Raw genomic sequence first — 16,257 nt, 5'->3', positions numbered from 1 at the left:
CGCGTGAACCTACCCGATATCGAGGACGACGTTGTTGATGTAGTTGGTCGCTGCACTGACGCACACTCCGTACTGCCCATGAATGCCCCATCCGGGTGCAAGCCGATCTTGGCACGCAGCGTCACCGTATCGGCAGTCAAGTGCTCATGACTGTGTCTCGTCCATCTCGACCCGTTCCAGATCATCGAAGTCGAATCCGACCTGACCCGCCTGCGAGGCGCGCGACTGTGTCACCGCATGCTTGGCAGCAGGGGTTGCAGAGGATTCATCTTCACCAAGCCCAGACAAGCCCTCTAGCGTCTCGCCGTTAAGAATGTCTTGTAGAAGCGTCGACTGGTCGACGCCGAGCTCAACCAACAGCCCGATTACATTCAACAGATCCACGAGGTCGCTGGTGTAGTCGGTGAGCCAGTGGTCTGGCTGAATTTTCATGAGATCAGAGATGCGTCTATCGCCGATGACCGGTCGTGACCGATCCGCCTTTCGGTAGGAGAACCACTTGTCGACGACGTTCACGCCGTCAACCGAATAGGCGCGCATCTCAGGTGTCACGTTATCGATCACACCCCCGCCCACTGAGAGACGCATCGCATCGGCATCATAAGCGAGGGAATTTGGGAATCCATCGGGAGTAGTCGGGATCGCAATTACGTTGTGCGGGGCCCGATCGGCGGGTAGCCGCGGCGAACCGCCAGAAGTCGTGAGCCGGTCTGCTTGCTTCATTCGCAATCCATACGTCTGGTACCAGATGCTCTGCTTGCCAAGCGACACCGCTCGATCGAACAGAGCAACTTGCCGGGGGAATGGAACCCGAATGCCGGGTGTGACCAGATCGCTGGCGAACCTTTGCGTGTAACCCGCGTTCGACGTGACACCGACGATATAGGAGACGACCTCCTCTGCGGTCACAGAGCGCATGTACGCCTCACTCAAGACTTCCAGCGCTGTCGAACGCACATTGGATACGGAAGCAGCCTTATCTGCCCAGAGTGGATATACCCGGCCCCCACCATGCCCACGATGGTGGTGCATGTCGGGGGGCGATGCCGCGACGGTAACAGCAGGTCCGTGAGTGGGGGAATCCGAGTTGGGCGCCGTTAGGTACACCTGTGCGTCTGACGCTGTCGCCCAAAGGGTCGGGTTCGGTCTATTCAACACCCGCTTGTCTGGGATTATCCACGCGCGGTCGAGATGCCTAAACGAGTAACGGATAGGGGCTTCCGTGCTGGTGTCGCTAGCAATGGGGAGCGGCCTGACGGAGTATCCCGGCAGTCCCTCTTTCAGCGCTTTGTCAACCCGCAATCCGGCGCCCTCAATGAACAACGCGCGCTGGCGGAGGAGGTCAGGCTCTCCCTGGAGTGCCTCAATCCTCCGGTTCAGGGTCCAGGCGTCGGAGCCAACGACCCACGTGCGGCCGGGCATAACGCCGGAGGCGTCATAAGCGAACAGGTCGCCGAGCAGGGGATGCCGTGTCCAGGTGAGATTGCCTACGGCGGTGAACGGCGCACGAGGGGACGTAGAAACGGGAGACCAGCCATCGTCGTCGAGCTTAATCTTCGCCAGTTCCTGAAACTTCTCGGCTCGGTCGCCAGCTGTCAGCGATCGGACTCTGACAGTAGCGGGATCCGAGCCACCCCCAGGGCGTCGCACTGCCATCACGATACATACGGGGTGCGGGACTGCTTGGAAGATGCGGGTGCTGACGGGAGGCATTAGCCCCTCAGGCGAGCACTCAATGACGAAGATGTCCGTCGCCTGATTTCGCAAAGATGCCCGCATCTGTTGAAAACCATCGCCGTCCAGAAACCCCGCGACGGTGATGAACGTAACGATTCCAGGCGCATCCTTAGGCACCGAGTCGAAAACCTTCCACGTCGCCCACCGCCAGAAGTAGACGTAGGAGTTCCGCAACTGCTTCACGTGCGGCCCGAGCTTCCACTCCTTCGGTGGCGTGTAATCATTCAGAGGCACAAGACCGTCATTCGCCCCAGTCTCGATCCACCCACCCTTACCCTTCGCCTTGTCCTTGTAGGGCGGGTTACCCAGGACGACCAGAATCTGCTCGTCCCGCTTGATGCGATCCGCGTTTCGCCGGGACTCAGCAATCGGTTCGTAAAATTGACCAATAGTTCTGTGTTCCGCGTTTGGATCGCTCAGAGTGTCTGCAACGTACGTGCGGAGTTCGTCGGCGGTGGCGGCTGAACCGAGCGCAGTGAGCTCCGCAAGGAGGCGCAGTTGAGCGACAGCGTAGGGACCGAGTTGGATCTCGAACCCAATCACCTTTTTTAGTCGTTCGGTAAGCGCCGGCCCTTGAGCTGCCGCTCCGTAATCGGCCGCGTGACGGTCCGCCACGAGGCGGAGTGCCTCCAGGAGGAACGCTCCCGTTCCCATCGCTGGGTCAATCAACGTAACAGCGTCGTCCGCTAGCCCCATCTGAAGGCCGAGCAGGCTTCGAATCGCCTCGTCCGTCAACCTCGTCATCGCAGCGACTACTGGAATCGGCGTGTAGTAGCTTCCCGTTTGCTTGCGCAGGTCGCTGTCGTAGGTTGCGAGGAAGTCCTCGTAGAAGTACAACCAGGCGTCGCGCTTGCTGCCCTTCTCCAGCTTGGGCCAGTCCACAGTTGAGAGCACCCGTTTCGCAGTATCCAGAACGGCTTTCAACCCGGATTCGTCCTCGGCGACAGAGCCAAGCACCTGCATGGCGCGCCCTACTAGCGAGTTCGTGGCGCCGAGTTGCTTGCCGATTTGGTCCGTGTCCTGCTCGATGGATATGCCCTTTGCCCGGGCGATCAGGAGGCCAAACATCACAGCTTGTGCGTATCCATCAGCGAACTGCTCGTCCGAAGCCGTTGGGAAGAGAAGATGTCTCCAGTCGTCGGCGGTGGATCGAAGAGTCCGTGCTCCATCGCTGAGTTCTGCCACGACCTCCGCCCGAAATAGACGGCACAGGCGCGCTGAGACGCGCGCCAGCTCGCCCGCATTTGACGGCGGGATCGGTTTCCAACTGAGGAACGCTTGAAGCATTCCCTCGAACCAGTCACCGCTGGCGAGCGCGTCCCCCGCGCTCCTCACGTCACCGTCAAGATGCTCGACGCGACCTACGAGTACCCCGTTCTGCCACAACGACCAGGACTGGGAGTCGGTGTAAAGCACGTTCGGAAGCAATTTCAATCGTTCAAACTGAGCTTTGTCGTGCCCCTTGTATGTGCGAGGATCGGCTCCCTTGCCGAGGGCCTTGATCTCCACGAACCCAGTCAGCGCGTTCCCCAGGGTCAAGGCGAAATCCGGCCTAGAGGAGACGTCCGCCATTTTGACTTCACCGATGACGTTTACATCCGCGAACCCTAGCAACTCGGCAATCGTCCGAAGGAAAGAGTCCAACGGAGTCCGCAACTGATCTTCAGGGTCGCCAGTCACGGACGGCTGCGCGAGCTTGTGCTTGAGTTCTTTCCCGAGCGCACGGACTGCGGGTTCGACCATCGACGGCATGAGCTTCACACTAGTGACACGACTGGGTGTGCGCCCGCCTGCCGGGCCCTCGTCGTGGATTCAAGGGCTGCCCGGACTCGCTATGCTCGGTCCGTCAATGACGCAACGGGGGGTCGCCATGCCAGATAGTTTTCAGCTGAACGGTGCAGGACTGGACTTGGAGTTGCAGGATTTCCTGCACCATATGTCGTCCGTGAATGCCGAAATGACGTCGATCCTCACCGAGCACATCCGCATCTTGCGGGCGGGGTCGTCCGATGATTCGCGCCGTGCCGCTCGCTCAGAATTCAACACCGCGGTCAGAAACCAGATACTGAGCAGCCTTGCTGAGCGATCGGAGATTGAGCGTTGACCCGCTACTTTTTGACTCGCGTCTCAGTCGAAGGTTTCCGCGGTGTCAACAACGAGGGCGCTCCCCTTACACTCGACTTCAAAACTGATCGAGTGAACTCGGTGTTCGCCCCGAATGGGTCTGGGAAGAGCTCTTTTTATGAAGCGCTGGAGTACGCGTTCCGGGGTCGCGTCGGGCGCCTCGGCGAGATGCAGTCCGCCGAGAACCCGGACAATTATGTAGCAAACCTCTTCCACTCACGCAGGCACTCAACCATCGTCGTGACTCTTGTCCCAGACGATGGGGGCTCGAGCATAGAGATCAAGATCGAGCGAGATGCCGGCGGCGTCCGGCGAGTGTCCTCCACGGATACCAGCTCGCCCGATTCGCTCCTCGCTTCCATGAACGAGGACTTCGCGCTCCTCGACTATGCCGCGTTCAACCGGTTCATTGAGGACACAGCACTCGATCGCGGCCGATCTTTCTCTTCGCTTCTTGGCCTCTCCGAATACGGTGACCTGCTCCGGTCGCTGAAGGCGGTGTCGAACTCCCAGACATTCAGAACAGACTTCAAGACGCCGGAGCTGGAAGCCAATCAGGCTAGCCTTCGAGAGCAGGCGGAACGCGCACTCCGTGACTTCTCTACTCATTACGCCTCACTGACCTCGAAGCGTGTTGACGACGTGTCGCTTGCACCGTCTTGGGGGCAAGATGTCGTGCAGGCATTGCGTGGCGTGAAGTTGCTTGCTCCGTTGCTCACTGAAGTGGAAGATCTCGATTCGGTCGACTTCGCCGTCCTCAAAAGAACTATTTTCGAAGCAGAAAATGGCGAGTTGCGCGAGCGCTATACGGGACTTCTTGAAAGAAAAAGCGCGTTGCTTGCATCTATACGCTCGCGCGCATCCGTGGAGGCATCTCAAGAACTGAAGATGCGAGTTCGGAGGTACGACGAAGCTTGCGCAGAGGCAACCGAAGCTCAACTGCAGAATCTTCTCCTGGCGGCCGAAGACTACTTGCAGGGCCACACTGAGGAGGAGTCAACGTGTCCGCTCTGCGAGCGTCCGGGCGCTGACAATCTTGGTGAGCGCGTGACCGAACGTCTGAGCGCACTACAGCAGATGCAACATCACTGGGCGTCAGTGCGTGAGGAGGTTGCTAGCGGCGCATTCATCGCGCGCCTCAGCGAACTAGAGAGCCGCGTCTCTCCGCGGCTCGACGATGAAGGTTCCATCGCAAGCGCGATCCGGGAACGTGTACAAACAGGTTCTGGGCTGAACCAAGAGCTCATCCGAGAAGGAGAAACCCGCCTTCAGAAACTCGAAAATCTGCTCGCCGCGCGATTGGCGGACGCGGATGCGGACCTTGAGCAGATGGAAGCGTCCTTGCCTCCCTCTCTAGTGCAGCTCGCGGAGCAAGTCGCTGCGGGTGAAGCGGCGAGGTCTGCCCTCTCCAGATATCGTGATGCTCGAGCGGCACTCGAAAAGGTGGAGACGGAACTGCGGTCGTTCGACGGCTGGAAGAGATTTGTCGACACCGCCTACCGTTCCTTCGCGGCGGCTGAAGCTGACATGTCGCAGCGAATCCTAGATGAGCTGCGCCTTGAGTATCAGGAACTCTTCAAGGGCGTGATGAGTGTGGGCGACATTGTGCCCACGCTGACGCGCTCTGCGGGAAGTGAACAGCTCGCTGTTGAACTGTCCGACTTTCACGGAGCCAGCTCCGTCTCGGCGCGCGCCGTGCTTTCGGAGAGCTACCGAAACGCCCTCGCGATCTCGGTGTTCCTATCCGCTGCGGCGCGCCACGGCAAAGCCCCGCGTTTCGTGATTCTCGACGACGTGACATCAAGCTTCGACGCTGGCCACCAATTCAAGCTCATGGAGCAGCTACGCACGCGATTGCAGCACGATGGCTCGAACGATGGTCTCCAAGTGATCTTGTTGAGTCACGATGTAACCCTCGAAAAGTATTTTGATCGTCTCGACGACGGCCGAAGTTGGCACCACCAGAAACTCCAGGGATGGCCCCCTCTCACACCGGTCACGGCTCACAATCAGAGCGCCGATCGACTCCGAACCGACGCCGAGCGCTACCTGCAGGCAGGACAGGTTCCGGAGGGATCCGGCCTGATCCGGCAGTATCTCGAGTTTGTTCTTCAGCAGGTAATTCGCAAGGTCCAGATCCCTGTCCCCATTGATCTTGCTGTGAACGACCACTCGAAGATGGTCGGTGCATGCCTAGACGCGATCGTCGACGCAGTGACGCTCCGTCAAGCGGCAGGCACCATCGTGCTCGAGACCCAGCAGATCGCGGACCTCACGGGCCACCACGTCCCGGCGATCGTGGCGAATTGGGTGAGCCACTACGGCACAGCTGCATCCGCGAGCTTTTCTCCAGCGTCGCTCCTCGGAGTGCTCGGGGACATCGACGCGATACGGCGGTGCTTCCAGTACGACGCCTCCGGAACCGGAGACTGGCGCTTCTATAAGTCTCTGACGCGCCGCTCGTAGCGAGCTCGACGCAAGCGTCTGGCCGGCGCTGAGTTTAAGTACGCCCCTTAGTCTCCACGGCGGCCATGGTCGCGATGGCGTACTCGGCGGTCGCCGCGCCCCGCTCGTCGAGGAACAGGGCGCCCGCGCGTGCGCTGGTCAAGGGCGGCAGATCAACGGGGCCGCGCTTCGAGACGGGTCGAGGGAATCGGATCATGGAACTACTCCTTCTTCTTTGTGGACGATCGAGGTCACGGCAGTGCCGTGGAGCGGAGGACCGCGAGCGCGGCAGGGACGACGGCGATGAGCAGGAATGCCGGCAGCGTGCAGAGCCCGAGCGGCACGAGCAGGCGGGTGGAGAGTCTCGCCGCAGCCACCCGACCGTCGGTTCGGGACCGGTACCGCGCGATCCACGCGTCCCCCCGGAGGAGTTCGGCCGCGGGCACTCCCGCTCGGGTCGCCAGGTCCAGCGTCTCGGCGACGGCGGTGCGGTTCATCGTGCCGACGCCCAGACCTTCGATCAGTCCGCGGGCCCGGTCGATCGACACGCCAGCCGAAAGGGCGACCGCCCAGAGCTCGGCCTCGAGTCCCGGGATCACCGGAGGGGGCTGAGCCCGGCGGGACAGCCTGCGCATCCAGACGTACGCTGCACCCATCAGGCCGAGCCCGAGGGCGAGGCATCCTTGCCCGAGCGGATCCCGGAGCAGAACACCGACGGGGTCGAAGCCGAGAAGACCGCCCAGAGGGATGCCGACGAGGGGAAGCCACCCGAGGAGCCGGGCCGTGGCGACCGGCTCCGCGAGAGCGACGCGGATGTCGGCCGAAACCTCCACCGCGTCACGGAGGGCGCCCACGACCGAGCGCAGGGCATCGGACAGGGGCGCTCCCGTGGCTACGGCCACGCTCCAGATCGCGGCGGTCCCGCTCCACGACTCACCCGCCGCCCGGAGGACGGCACCGACATCCGCCCCACGGGCAGCGGCGTCGGCCGCCGCGCTCAGCGTGGGGTCGCCGCCCTCTGCCAGGTATCTCCACGCGTACGCCGGGGCTGTTCCCCCGGACAGCAGGACGGCGAGGCGGAGAACCGTCTCGATCGGATCAGCGGTCCGAGGGTCGCGTCGCGCGCGAAGATGCGGCGTCCGCGAGCCGTGAGCGCTCACGTCCACTTCTCCGGCTCGATTCGGAGACGCCCCTCGTGCACGACGGGTCGTCCCCACCCGGTGACGCGACGTCGCCCGGCGATCCGTTCGACGTACACGACGGCGTCGATTGCCCCGGCACTCTGCCGCGCGCAGGTCTCGGCATCCATTCCGGCGAGCGCTGCCAGGGCTTCCAGTCGCGCCGAGACGTCGACGAGGCTACTCGCGTGGAGCGTCCCCGCTCCCCCGTCGTGCCCGGTGTTCAACGCCATCAGCAGTTCGCGGATCTCCTCTCCGCGACACTCCCCCAGCACCAGCCGGTCGGGACGCATGCGCAGGGCCTCCCTGACCAGCCGCGAGAGGGAGATGCCGCCGGCGCCCTCGATGTTGGCCTGCCGCGCCTCGAGCGCGACGTGATGCGGGTGGTCGGGGTGCAACTCCGCCACCTCCTCGATCGTGATGATGCGCTCGGTCGATGGCACCCGCGACAGCAGAGCAGCCAGGAGCGTGGTCTTGCCCGCGCCCGTCGCGCCGGCGATGAGGGTGTTCTCGCGTCGATCGACGAGACGTTCGAGCCTGTCCCGCTGGCGCGCTGAGAACATCCCCGCGCGCTGGAGAGCCTGCAGGTCGGGCCGCGCGAACGCCGGCACGCGGACGGAGATACTCGTGCCGCTCGCGGCCACGGGGGCGAGCACGGCGTGTACTCGCACGCCCCGATCGAGCCGGACGTCGACGCAGGGCGTGGCGTCGTCCAGGTGCCGCCCGCCGAGCGCGATGAGGCGGACCGCGAGGCGGCGGACCTCGGTCTCGGACGCCCGCCACGAAGGCACGTGCTCGATGCCGTCACCGCGATCGACGAAGAGCCCCCGATCGCCGTTGACGAAGAGATCGGTCACGCGAGGGTCGTCGAGGAACGGACGCAGGAACGCCACCGCCGGGTCGGGGGCGTCGACTGTCGCGGGGTCGAGGCCGCTGCAGGGCGGGGCGAGGGAGGTCACGACGACGACCGTAGGGTCGGGCCGGATCGATCCGCGGGCCCGCAGAAGCGATCAGTGGATTCGCCGCGAAGATCCCCACCTGTGGAGGAGCGAGCGACGAGAACGTCGCTCGAATCGTCATCGGGGAGGAACTCCGCCGGAAAAAGAAGGGGGCGGCATCCCTACAGTGGGGGGCGAGGGATGCCGCCACGCGCCGGGGAAAAATTGGGGGGCTCCCCCCGACGCGAGTGCCGGAAGCGATGTTCGGGCGCTAGCTAGAGTACGCGTGCAGGTGAGTCCGGCCAACTCAACCCGACCTATTCATTGCGATATATCACCTGTTTCCCACCGTCGGAGATCCCATCTATCGGAGGTGGCCGGTGTCGGAGGGGGTCGCTAGCGTGACCGGGGTGAGGACGCCGCGCGCAGGTGCGCGGGTCCGTGAACGCGAAGGAGCGCCGCGATGAGCAGCCAGATCGACCACCTCCTCAACGAGACCCGCCGGTTCGCGCCGTCGGCCGAGTTCTCCGCCCAGGCCGTCGCCCAGCACGATCTCTACGAGCGCGCGGCGGCAGACCGTGAGGGTTTCTGGGCCGATCAGGCCCGCGAACTGCACTGGCACAAGCCCTTCACCCAGGTGCTCGACTGGTCCACTCCCCCGTTCGCCGAGTGGTTCGCCGACGGGGAGCTCAACGTCGCCTACAACTGTCTCGACCGGCACGTCGAGGCCGGCAACGGCGACCGCATCGCTCTGCGCTGGGAGGGCGAGCCGGGCGATCAGCGCAACGTCACCTACGCCGAACTCACCGACGAGGTGAAGCGCCTGGCGAACGTCCTCACCGAGCTCGGCATCGAGCGCGGCGACCGCGTCGCCCTGTACCTCCCGATGATCCCCGAGGCGATCGCCTCCATGCTGGCGGTCGCACGCATCGGCGCCGTGCATTCCGTCGTGTTCGGCGGGTTCTCGGCCGACAGCCTGCGCGCGCGCATCGACGACGCCGGCGCCAAGCTGGTCATCACCGCCGACGGCGGGTGGCGGAAGGGCAAGGTCTCGCCTTTGAAGCCGGCGGTCGACCAGGCGCTCGCCGACCGCAACGGCTCCGGCGAGCAGGAGACCGTCGAGCACGTGCTCGTCGTCAAGCGCGGCGGCAACGAGGTCGACTGGGCGGACGGCCGCGACCTCTGGTGGCACGACGTGGTTCCGAAGGCCTCCGCGGACCACGAGGCCGAAGCCTTCCCCGCCGAGACCCCTCTCTTCATCCTCTACACCTCGGGCACCACGGGGAAGCCGAAGGGCATCCTGCACACCTCGGGCGGGTACCTGACCCAGGCCGCGTTCACCAACCGCGTCGTCCACGACGTGCACCCAGAAACGGACGTGTACTGGTGCACCGCCGATATCGGCTGGATCACCGGACACACCTACGTCACCTATGGTCCTCTTGCGAACGGCGCGACACAGCTGCTCTACGAAGGCACCCCCGACACTCCTCACCCGGGTCGCTGGTGGGAGCTCATCGAGAAGCACGGCGTGACCATCTTCTATACGGCGCCGACCGCGATCCGTTCGTTCATGAAGATCGGACGCGACGTGCCGCAGAAGTTCGACCTGTCGTCGCTTCGCCTGCTCGGTTCGGTGGGCGAGCCCATCAACCCCGAAGCCTGGATCTGGTACCGCGAGATCATCGGCGCCGACAAGGCCCCCATCGTCGACACGTGGTGGCAGACCGAAACGGGGGCGATGATGATCTCGGCCCTGCCCGGCGTCACCGAGACGAAGCCCGGCTCCGCCCAGGTCCCGATCCCGGGCATCTCGATCGCCGTCGTCGACGAGCAGGGCGAACCGGTCGGCAACGGCAGCGGCGGCCTTCTCGTGGTCACCGAACCGTGGCCGAGCATGCTGCGCGGCATCTGGGGCGACCCCGACCGTTACCGCGAGACCTACTGGGACAAGTTCGCCGACAAGGGGTACTACTTCGCCGGTGACGGCGCGCGCCTCGACGACGACGGAGACGTCTGGCTGCTCGGCCGCGTCGACGACGTCATGAACGTCTCGGGCCACCGCCTGTCGACCGCCGAGATCGAGTCCGCCCTCGTCGGCCACGAGGGGGTCGCCGAGGCCGCCGTCGTCGGGGCGAGCGACGAGACCACCGGCCAGGCGGTCGTCGCTTTCGTCATCATCAAGAGCCGCTACCTGAAGGAGCACCCCGTCGAGGGTCTGGGCGACGAACTGCGCACCTGGGTCGGACAGCAGATCGGCCCGATCGCCCGTCCCCGCGATGTCTACATCGTCGGCGAGCTCCCCAAGACCCGCTCGGGCAAGATCATGCGCCGCCTCCTCCGCGACGTCGCCGAGGGCCGCGAGGTCGGAGACACCACCACGCTCGCCGACACCGCCGTCATGAGCGTGATCAGCGCCCAGGTGAAGTGAGGTCCGATCCCGGATGCCGGAACTCACGGCATCCGGGATCGACTCGCCAACGAAATCAGCGGCCGATCGAGGTCCCGCGACCCGAGCGGGCAGTGCCCAGCCGGCGCGTCACGAGTGCGTCCACGCGGGGCACCACCGCAGCGCCGACGGCCCGCACGGCGGGGTAGACCCCCGCTACCCAGACGATCGACGCCAGAGCGTCGCCGGCGTAGTGCACGCCGATGACGACGACCGACACCGACATTCCGACGACCAGAACGACGCCCACGACGATTCCGAGCGCCCGCCAACGCGTCGACCACAGTGCGCAGATCAGGACCGCCGCGAAGGATGCCGTGAACGCCACGTGACCGCTCGGGAACGAGGGGTCGGCCGTCGCGCCGATGGCCTGGGTCATGGCCTCGGACATGCCCGGGCGCGGTCGGGCGACGACGAGCTTCGCGGCCTCCGCGAGGCCCCAGGTCACGGCGACCCCACCGCAGAAGGCGACCGCGACCTGCCACCGTCGCGTCAGCAGGCCGACCGCGACCGTGGCGACGATCATGATGCCCGCGGCGGGCAGCGGCTTGAGCGAGCGGTAGAACGCCTCGGCCACCTGTGTGAGCACGGGCGCGTGAAGGTGGTGCACCGCGTCGGAGAAGGCCACATCGAGCGGAACGAACCGCAGCAGGAATCCCACCGCGATCACGGCGAGCACGGTGCAGACGGCCCACACGACGGCGCGCCGGATGGAGGGCGAGGGAGCGAGGAGGGCGTTCTCGGGGGAGGACGGGCCGCCCACGCCGGAAGAGGAGGTCACGGGGGAATCCTGCTCCCGTTCACTTCTGAATCAGCCGAGTTCCCCCGCGGCCGAGAACGACGGAAGGGACGCCCCGAGCGACCGGAGCGTCCCTTCCGTGTGGAGGCCGGGGTGCCGGCATCCGGGATCGTCGTCAGGCGACCGTGAAGATCACCTCGACCTCGACGGGGCTGTCGAGGGGAAGGACGGGCACACCGACCGCGGAACGCGCGTGGGCGCCGGTCTCGCCGAACACCTCACCGAGGAACTCGCTCGCGCCGTTGATGACGCCGGGCTGCCCGGTGAACTCGGGGACGGATGCCACGAAGCCGGTGAGCTTGAGCACGCCGGTGAGGTTGTCGACGCCGCCGACGAGAGCCGCAGCCGCGGCGATCGCGTTCAGGGCGCACTGGCGCGCGTAGGTCTTCGCGTCGGCGGGGGCGATGAGTCCGTCGGACTCGCCGACCTTGCCGGTCGCAGGCAGGGCGCCCTGGACCATCGGCAGCTGACCCGAGGTGTAGACGACGTCGCCGTGACGCTTGGCGGGAATGTACGAGGCGACGGGCGGGACGACCGCCGGAACGTCGACGCCCAGCGCGGCGAGGCGCTCCGAGACGCTCACTGCTGTCCCTCGAACTGACGGGCGGCGGTCTCGGCGGCGCCGAGGCCGGCGTTGGCGGCGCCTCCACCGGTGGGGCGCTTGAAGTAGGCGACGAGTCCGCCCTCGGGGCCGGTCACCACCTGAACGAGCTCCCAGCCCTGCTTGCCCCAGTTGTTGAGGATCGCGGCGGTGTTATGGATGAGCAGCGGAGTGGTGAGGTACTCCCACGTGGTCATGTCGGGCTCCCGGAGGTGGCTCGGAGCGCGCAACGTCGTGCGCGCGGTGATGGACGCGTACGCGCGCGAGGGCCTGCCTTCGAGGCATCGCCCAGCAACGTCGCTTAGCATCAAGCCTATGCCCGAGAACAAACGAACGGCTAGCGGTGCCCTCGGCGGCATCGTCGGCCTCGTCGGCCTGAGCGCGGTCGCCGGACTCCTGGTCACCGCTGCCGTGACGCCGGCCATCGCCGTCTCCGGTGCCGCTGCCTCCAGCGCGATCACCGTCTTCGACAACATGCCCAGCTACCTGAAGCCCGACGAGCTCATGCAGCCGACGACGCTGACGGCCGGCGACCGGGTGCTGGCGAAGTTCTACGACCAGAACCGCTCCCCCGTCACCTTCGACCAGGTCAACCCGGTCATGTACGACGCGATCCTCTCGTCGGAAGACCCCCGCTACTACCAGCACGGCGGCGTCGACCTCATCGGAACGACCCGCGCCCTGCTCAGCAACGCCTCGGGCGGTGAGACGCAGGGTGGATCGTCGATCAGCCAGCAGTACGTCAAGAACGTGCTCGTGCAGCGGTGCGAGCGCGACGCCAAGGCCGTCGAGGCGACCGACACCACTCCCGCGATGACGCGCGACGAAGCCCTGCAGAAGTGCGCCCTCGAGGCCGTGCAGTCCGACGGCGCCGCCGGCTACCAGCGCAAGCTGCAGGAGATGCGGTACGCGATCCAGCTCGAGAAGGAGTACACGAAGGACCAGATCCTTCTCGGCTACCTGAACATCGCCAACTTCGGCGGCACCACCTACGGCATCGACGCCGCGGCGCGCTACTACTTCAACACCCCCGCCGCGAACCTGAGCGTCGGACAGGCGGCGGTTCTCGCGGGCATGGTGCAGAACCCCAACCGCTTCCGCATCGACCGCCCCGACGGCTCGATCAGCGACGGTGAGACCGCCTGGAACAAGGCTCCCGACGGCTCGATCGACGACGTCGACCAGAGCACCATCCAGGCGCTCTACACGCTGCGCGACAACGGCGAGATCACGCAGGAGCAGCTGGTCAACGCCGCCGACGGATACAGCGAGACCAAGGGCCGCCAGCTCTACGTTCTCAGCCGCATGGAGGTCGACGGCAAGATCACGCACGAGCAGTACGTCGCCGCGGCGATCGAACCCATCACCCCGGAGATCACGCCTACCAGCCAGGGGTGCGCCTCGTCCGCCGCGCCTTATTACTGCCAGTACGTGGTGTCGACGATCCTGAACGATCCGGCTTTCGGCACCGACACCGACGACCGCGTGCGCGCTCTCCGCCAGGACGGCCTGACCATCCAGACGACGCTCGACTGGCGCGTACAGGATGCCGCGCAGAACGCGATGATCGCGTACACGCCCGCGAGCGTCGACGGCATGAACTTCGGATCGACCGTCGTCAACCTCGAGTCGAAGACCGGTCGCATCCTCGCCATCGCGCAGAACACGAAGTTCACGCAGGATCCCGGGCAAGCGGAGTCCGATCCCTCGTACAACTCCGTCATCTTCGCGGGCGACAGCACGAACGGCGGGTCCATCGGTTTCAACGCGGGATCGACCTTCAAGCTGTTCACTCTCGTCGATTGGCTCGAGAAGGGCCACTCCCTCAATGAGACGCTGAACGGTCGTATGGGCCCCGTGCCGAACATGACGAACTCGTGCACGGGCAACTACGTGAACAGGAACAACGACCGCATCAACAACTTCGGCAACGACGGCGGGTACGTGGGAACGCCGATGATGTTCACACGAGACTCGCTCAATACCGGCTACCTGCAGATGGCAGCGGAGCTCGATCTGTGCGACATCGCGAAAACGGCCAAGAAGCTCGGCGTGACCCGCGGTGACGGCTCGGACATCACGATGCAGTACGCCAACAACGTGATCGGCAGCGACAATGTCTCGCCCATCGCGATGGCCGGCGCCTACGCCACGGTCGCCAATGGTGGGACACTCTGCCAGCCCAAGGTGATCGACAAGGTCACCGACAGCAGCGGCGCGGAGCGTGCCATCCCCGAGCGCACCTGCTCGGCTGCACTGACCCCGGAAGTCTCTGCAACGGCCGCCTACGCTCTGCAGGGCGTCATGGCCCGTGGCGGAACCGGTAACCGCGGCAACCCCGGCGATGGCACTCCCGTTCTCGGCAAGACCGGTACGCACGAAGAGTGGCAGACCTGGATGATCGAGTCGTCGACCAACACGACGACCGCTGCCTGGGTCGGCAACTACGAGGGTGGCGTCAACGTCTTCAAGAAATTCTGGGGCGGTCGCGCTCTATCGGACATCCGTTATCCCCTGGCGGCCGATGTGCAGCGCGCGTCCGACGACTTCTACGGCGGCGACCGGTTCCCCGACCCCTCGTCGAATCTGCTGCGTACGCAGCAGCGCGATCTGCCGAACGTGGTCGGTCAAAGCATCTCCGACGCGACCTCGACTTTGCAGGCGGCCGGTTTCCGCGTCTCGGTGGGTGACCCCGTCGATTCCCCATCGGGTCCCGACACCGTCGCCGCCCAGAACCCCGGCGGAGCAACGGCTCCCGCGGGCTCGCAGATCACGCTGAGCCCCGGCAACGGGCAGGGCGCCACTGTGCCGAACGTGGGCGGTCAGACCGTTCCCGCAGCTCAGGCGGCGTTGAACGCGGCCGGATTCTCGAACGTGTCGATCGGCGCATGCCAGGCCGATGGCAATGCTCCGAATGAGGGCCGCGTGACGGCGACGAACCCCGCCGCCGACACCGCGACGAACAAGAGCACCGCGATCGCTCTGTCCATCGTCGCGAAGAAGTGCTGATGACGCGTCCTCTCGTGACGGCCGCCCTCGCACCCCTCGGGGTCGCGGGGGCGGCCGCTGTCGGGGCCGCCGTGTGGGGAATGGGCATCGAGCGCTACCTCTTCACGGTCCGCTATCACGCCCTGCGCGTCCTCCCGAAAGGTGCCGAGCCGATCCGCGTGCTGCACGTCTCCGACGCGCACATGGCCCCCTGGCAGCACCGCAAGCAGGAGTGGATGGCCCGTCTGGCCGAGCTGTCTCCCGACCTCGTCGTGAACACGGGCGACAATCTTGGTCACCGCGACGGGCTCACCGGCATCCGCACAGCCTTCGCTCCCCTGCGCGACGTTCCCGGTCTCGTCGTGCACGGATCGAACGACTTCCAGGAGCCGGCTCCTCGCAACCCTCTGCGCTACTTCACCGGGCCATCCGGGCACCAGCCCGCGCACAAGCATCTCGATGTCGAAGCGCTCGACCGATACTTCGCCGATGACCTCGGTTGGAAGATCCTCGATGACACCGCGGTGTCGCTCGAGGTGAAGGGGCTGCGCGTCACCGCCTTCGGTGTCAACGACGCCCACCGCAAGTGGGACCACCCCGAGCTCATCCCCCCAGTTTTGGAACGCCTGGATGCCGCCGACCTCACGCTCGGCGTGATGCACGCGCCCTACCGGCGTACTCTCGACACGTTCACCGACCTCGGCGCCGACGTACTGCTCGCCGGTCATACGCACGGTGGACAGGTGCGGGTGCCGTTCCGCCGCGAGGCGCTCGTGTCGAACTGCGACATCCCGCTGGATCAAGCGCGCGGGCTCAGCGACTGGACCCACGAAGGGCGCACCGTGCCGTTGAACGTCAGCGCGGGGCTCGGTCACTCCATTTACGCGCCCGTGCGTTTCGCCTGCCGCCCCGAGGCGTCGCTGCTCACGCTGCTGCCGCGCTGAGAACTTCTCCACAGACGCGCCAGGGCCCGATCCGTTCACGGATCGGCCCCTTCG

General features: G+C 65.4%; 12 protein-coding genes. 5 read left to right on the top strand and 7 right to left on the bottom strand.

The window, feature by feature from the left end; genetic code table 11:
• Nucleotides 1-144: 144 nt before the first annotated feature.
• Nucleotides 145-3,489: a type ISP restriction/modification enzyme gene (locus tag BLS25_RS11345; RefSeq protein WP_074695741.1), complete on the bottom strand. Its 3,345-nt coding sequence runs from the start codon at nt 3,487-3,489 to the stop codon at nt 145-147.
• Between BLS25_RS11345 and BLS25_RS11340 the strand changes: the two genes are divergently transcribed.
• Entirely contained in the window at nt 3,488-3,841 is a 354-nt protein-coding gene (locus BLS25_RS11340; RefSeq protein WP_143017920.1) for a hypothetical protein, read from the top strand. The genes BLS25_RS11345 and BLS25_RS11340 overlap by 2 nt on opposite strands.
• Nucleotides 3,838-6,327 carry an AAA family ATPase gene (locus BLS25_RS11335; protein WP_074695737.1) on the top strand — a complete coding sequence of 830 codons (2,490 nt, stop codon included), beginning with the start codon at nt 3,838-3,840 and terminating at the stop codon, nt 6,325-6,327. Before BLS25_RS11340 ends, BLS25_RS11335 begins: the two co-directional genes overlap by 4 nt.
• Before the next feature lie 34 nt (nt 6,328-6,361).
• Here the strand turns inward: BLS25_RS11335 and BLS25_RS16680 are convergent, their stop codons facing one another.
• From BLS25_RS16680 to BLS25_RS11325, 3 genes are read right to left on the bottom strand one after another with little or no spacing between them, the layout of a single operon-like run.
• Nucleotides 6,362-6,523: a DUF4244 domain-containing protein gene (locus tag BLS25_RS16680; protein WP_256335579.1), complete on the bottom strand. Its 162-nt coding sequence runs from the start codon at nt 6,521-6,523 to the stop codon at nt 6,362-6,364.
• Between the two features lie 34 nt (nt 6,524-6,557).
• Entirely contained in the window at nt 6,558-7,466 is a 909-nt protein-coding gene (locus BLS25_RS11330) for a type II secretion system F family protein (RefSeq protein ID WP_081349801.1), read from the bottom strand.
• Nucleotides 7,463-8,443 (bottom strand): TadA family conjugal transfer-associated ATPase, encoded by a 981-nt coding sequence (locus BLS25_RS11325; protein ID WP_176786355.1) that lies wholly within the window; start codon nt 8,441-8,443, stop codon nt 7,463-7,465. Before BLS25_RS11325 ends, BLS25_RS11330 begins: the two co-directional genes overlap by 4 nt.
• A 442-nt stretch (nt 8,444-8,885) precedes the next feature.
• Between BLS25_RS11325 and acs the strand changes: the two genes are divergently transcribed.
• Complete coding sequence (gene acs / locus BLS25_RS11320) at nt 8,886-10,853, top strand: acetate--CoA ligase (RefSeq protein ID WP_074695735.1); 1,968 nt, start codon at nt 8,886-8,888, stop codon at nt 10,851-10,853.
• Between the two features lie 55 nt (nt 10,854-10,908).
• Here acs and BLS25_RS11315 read toward each other — a convergent pair whose 3' ends face one another.
• The 3 genes from BLS25_RS11315 to BLS25_RS11305 all read right to left on the bottom strand — a co-directional run bounded on the left by BLS25_RS11315 (nt 10,909) and on the right by BLS25_RS11305 (nt 12,468).
• Nucleotides 10,909-11,652 carry a phosphatase PAP2 family protein gene (locus tag BLS25_RS11315; protein WP_074695733.1) on the bottom strand — a complete coding sequence of 248 codons (744 nt, stop codon included), beginning with the start codon at nt 11,650-11,652 and terminating at the stop codon, nt 10,909-10,911.
• 133 nt (nt 11,653-11,785) lie between these two features.
• Nucleotides 11,786-12,253: a RidA family protein gene (locus BLS25_RS11310; protein ID WP_074695732.1), complete on the bottom strand. Its 468-nt coding sequence runs from the start codon at nt 12,251-12,253 to the stop codon at nt 11,786-11,788.
• Nucleotides 12,250-12,468 (bottom strand): Sp36 family protein, encoded by a 219-nt coding sequence (locus tag BLS25_RS11305; RefSeq protein ID WP_056229468.1) that lies wholly within the window; start codon nt 12,466-12,468, stop codon nt 12,250-12,252. The genes BLS25_RS11310 and BLS25_RS11305 overlap by 4 nt, the downstream gene beginning before the upstream one ends.
• 118 nt (nt 12,469-12,586) lie before the next feature.
• Here BLS25_RS11305 and BLS25_RS11300 point away from each other — a divergent pair, with 118 nt between their 5' ends.
• On the top strand, nt 12,587-15,280 hold the full coding sequence (locus BLS25_RS11300) for a transglycosylase domain-containing protein (RefSeq protein ID WP_074695730.1): 2,694 nt from the start codon (nt 12,587-12,589) through the stop codon (nt 15,278-15,280).
• A complete protein-coding gene (locus tag BLS25_RS11295; protein ID WP_074695728.1) occupies nt 15,280-16,203 on the top strand; it encodes a metallophosphoesterase in 924 nt (307 codons plus the stop codon). The genes BLS25_RS11300 and BLS25_RS11295 overlap by 1 nt, the downstream gene beginning before the upstream one ends.
• Nucleotides 16,204-16,257 lie beyond the last annotated feature (54 nt).

The organism is Microbacterium testaceum StLB037 (assembly GCF_900104345.1).
Classification (GTDB): Bacteria; Actinomycetota; Actinomycetes; order Actinomycetales; family Microbacteriaceae; genus Microbacterium; species Microbacterium testaceum_A.
This window is presented reverse-complemented; position numbering and strand designations above follow the sequence as displayed.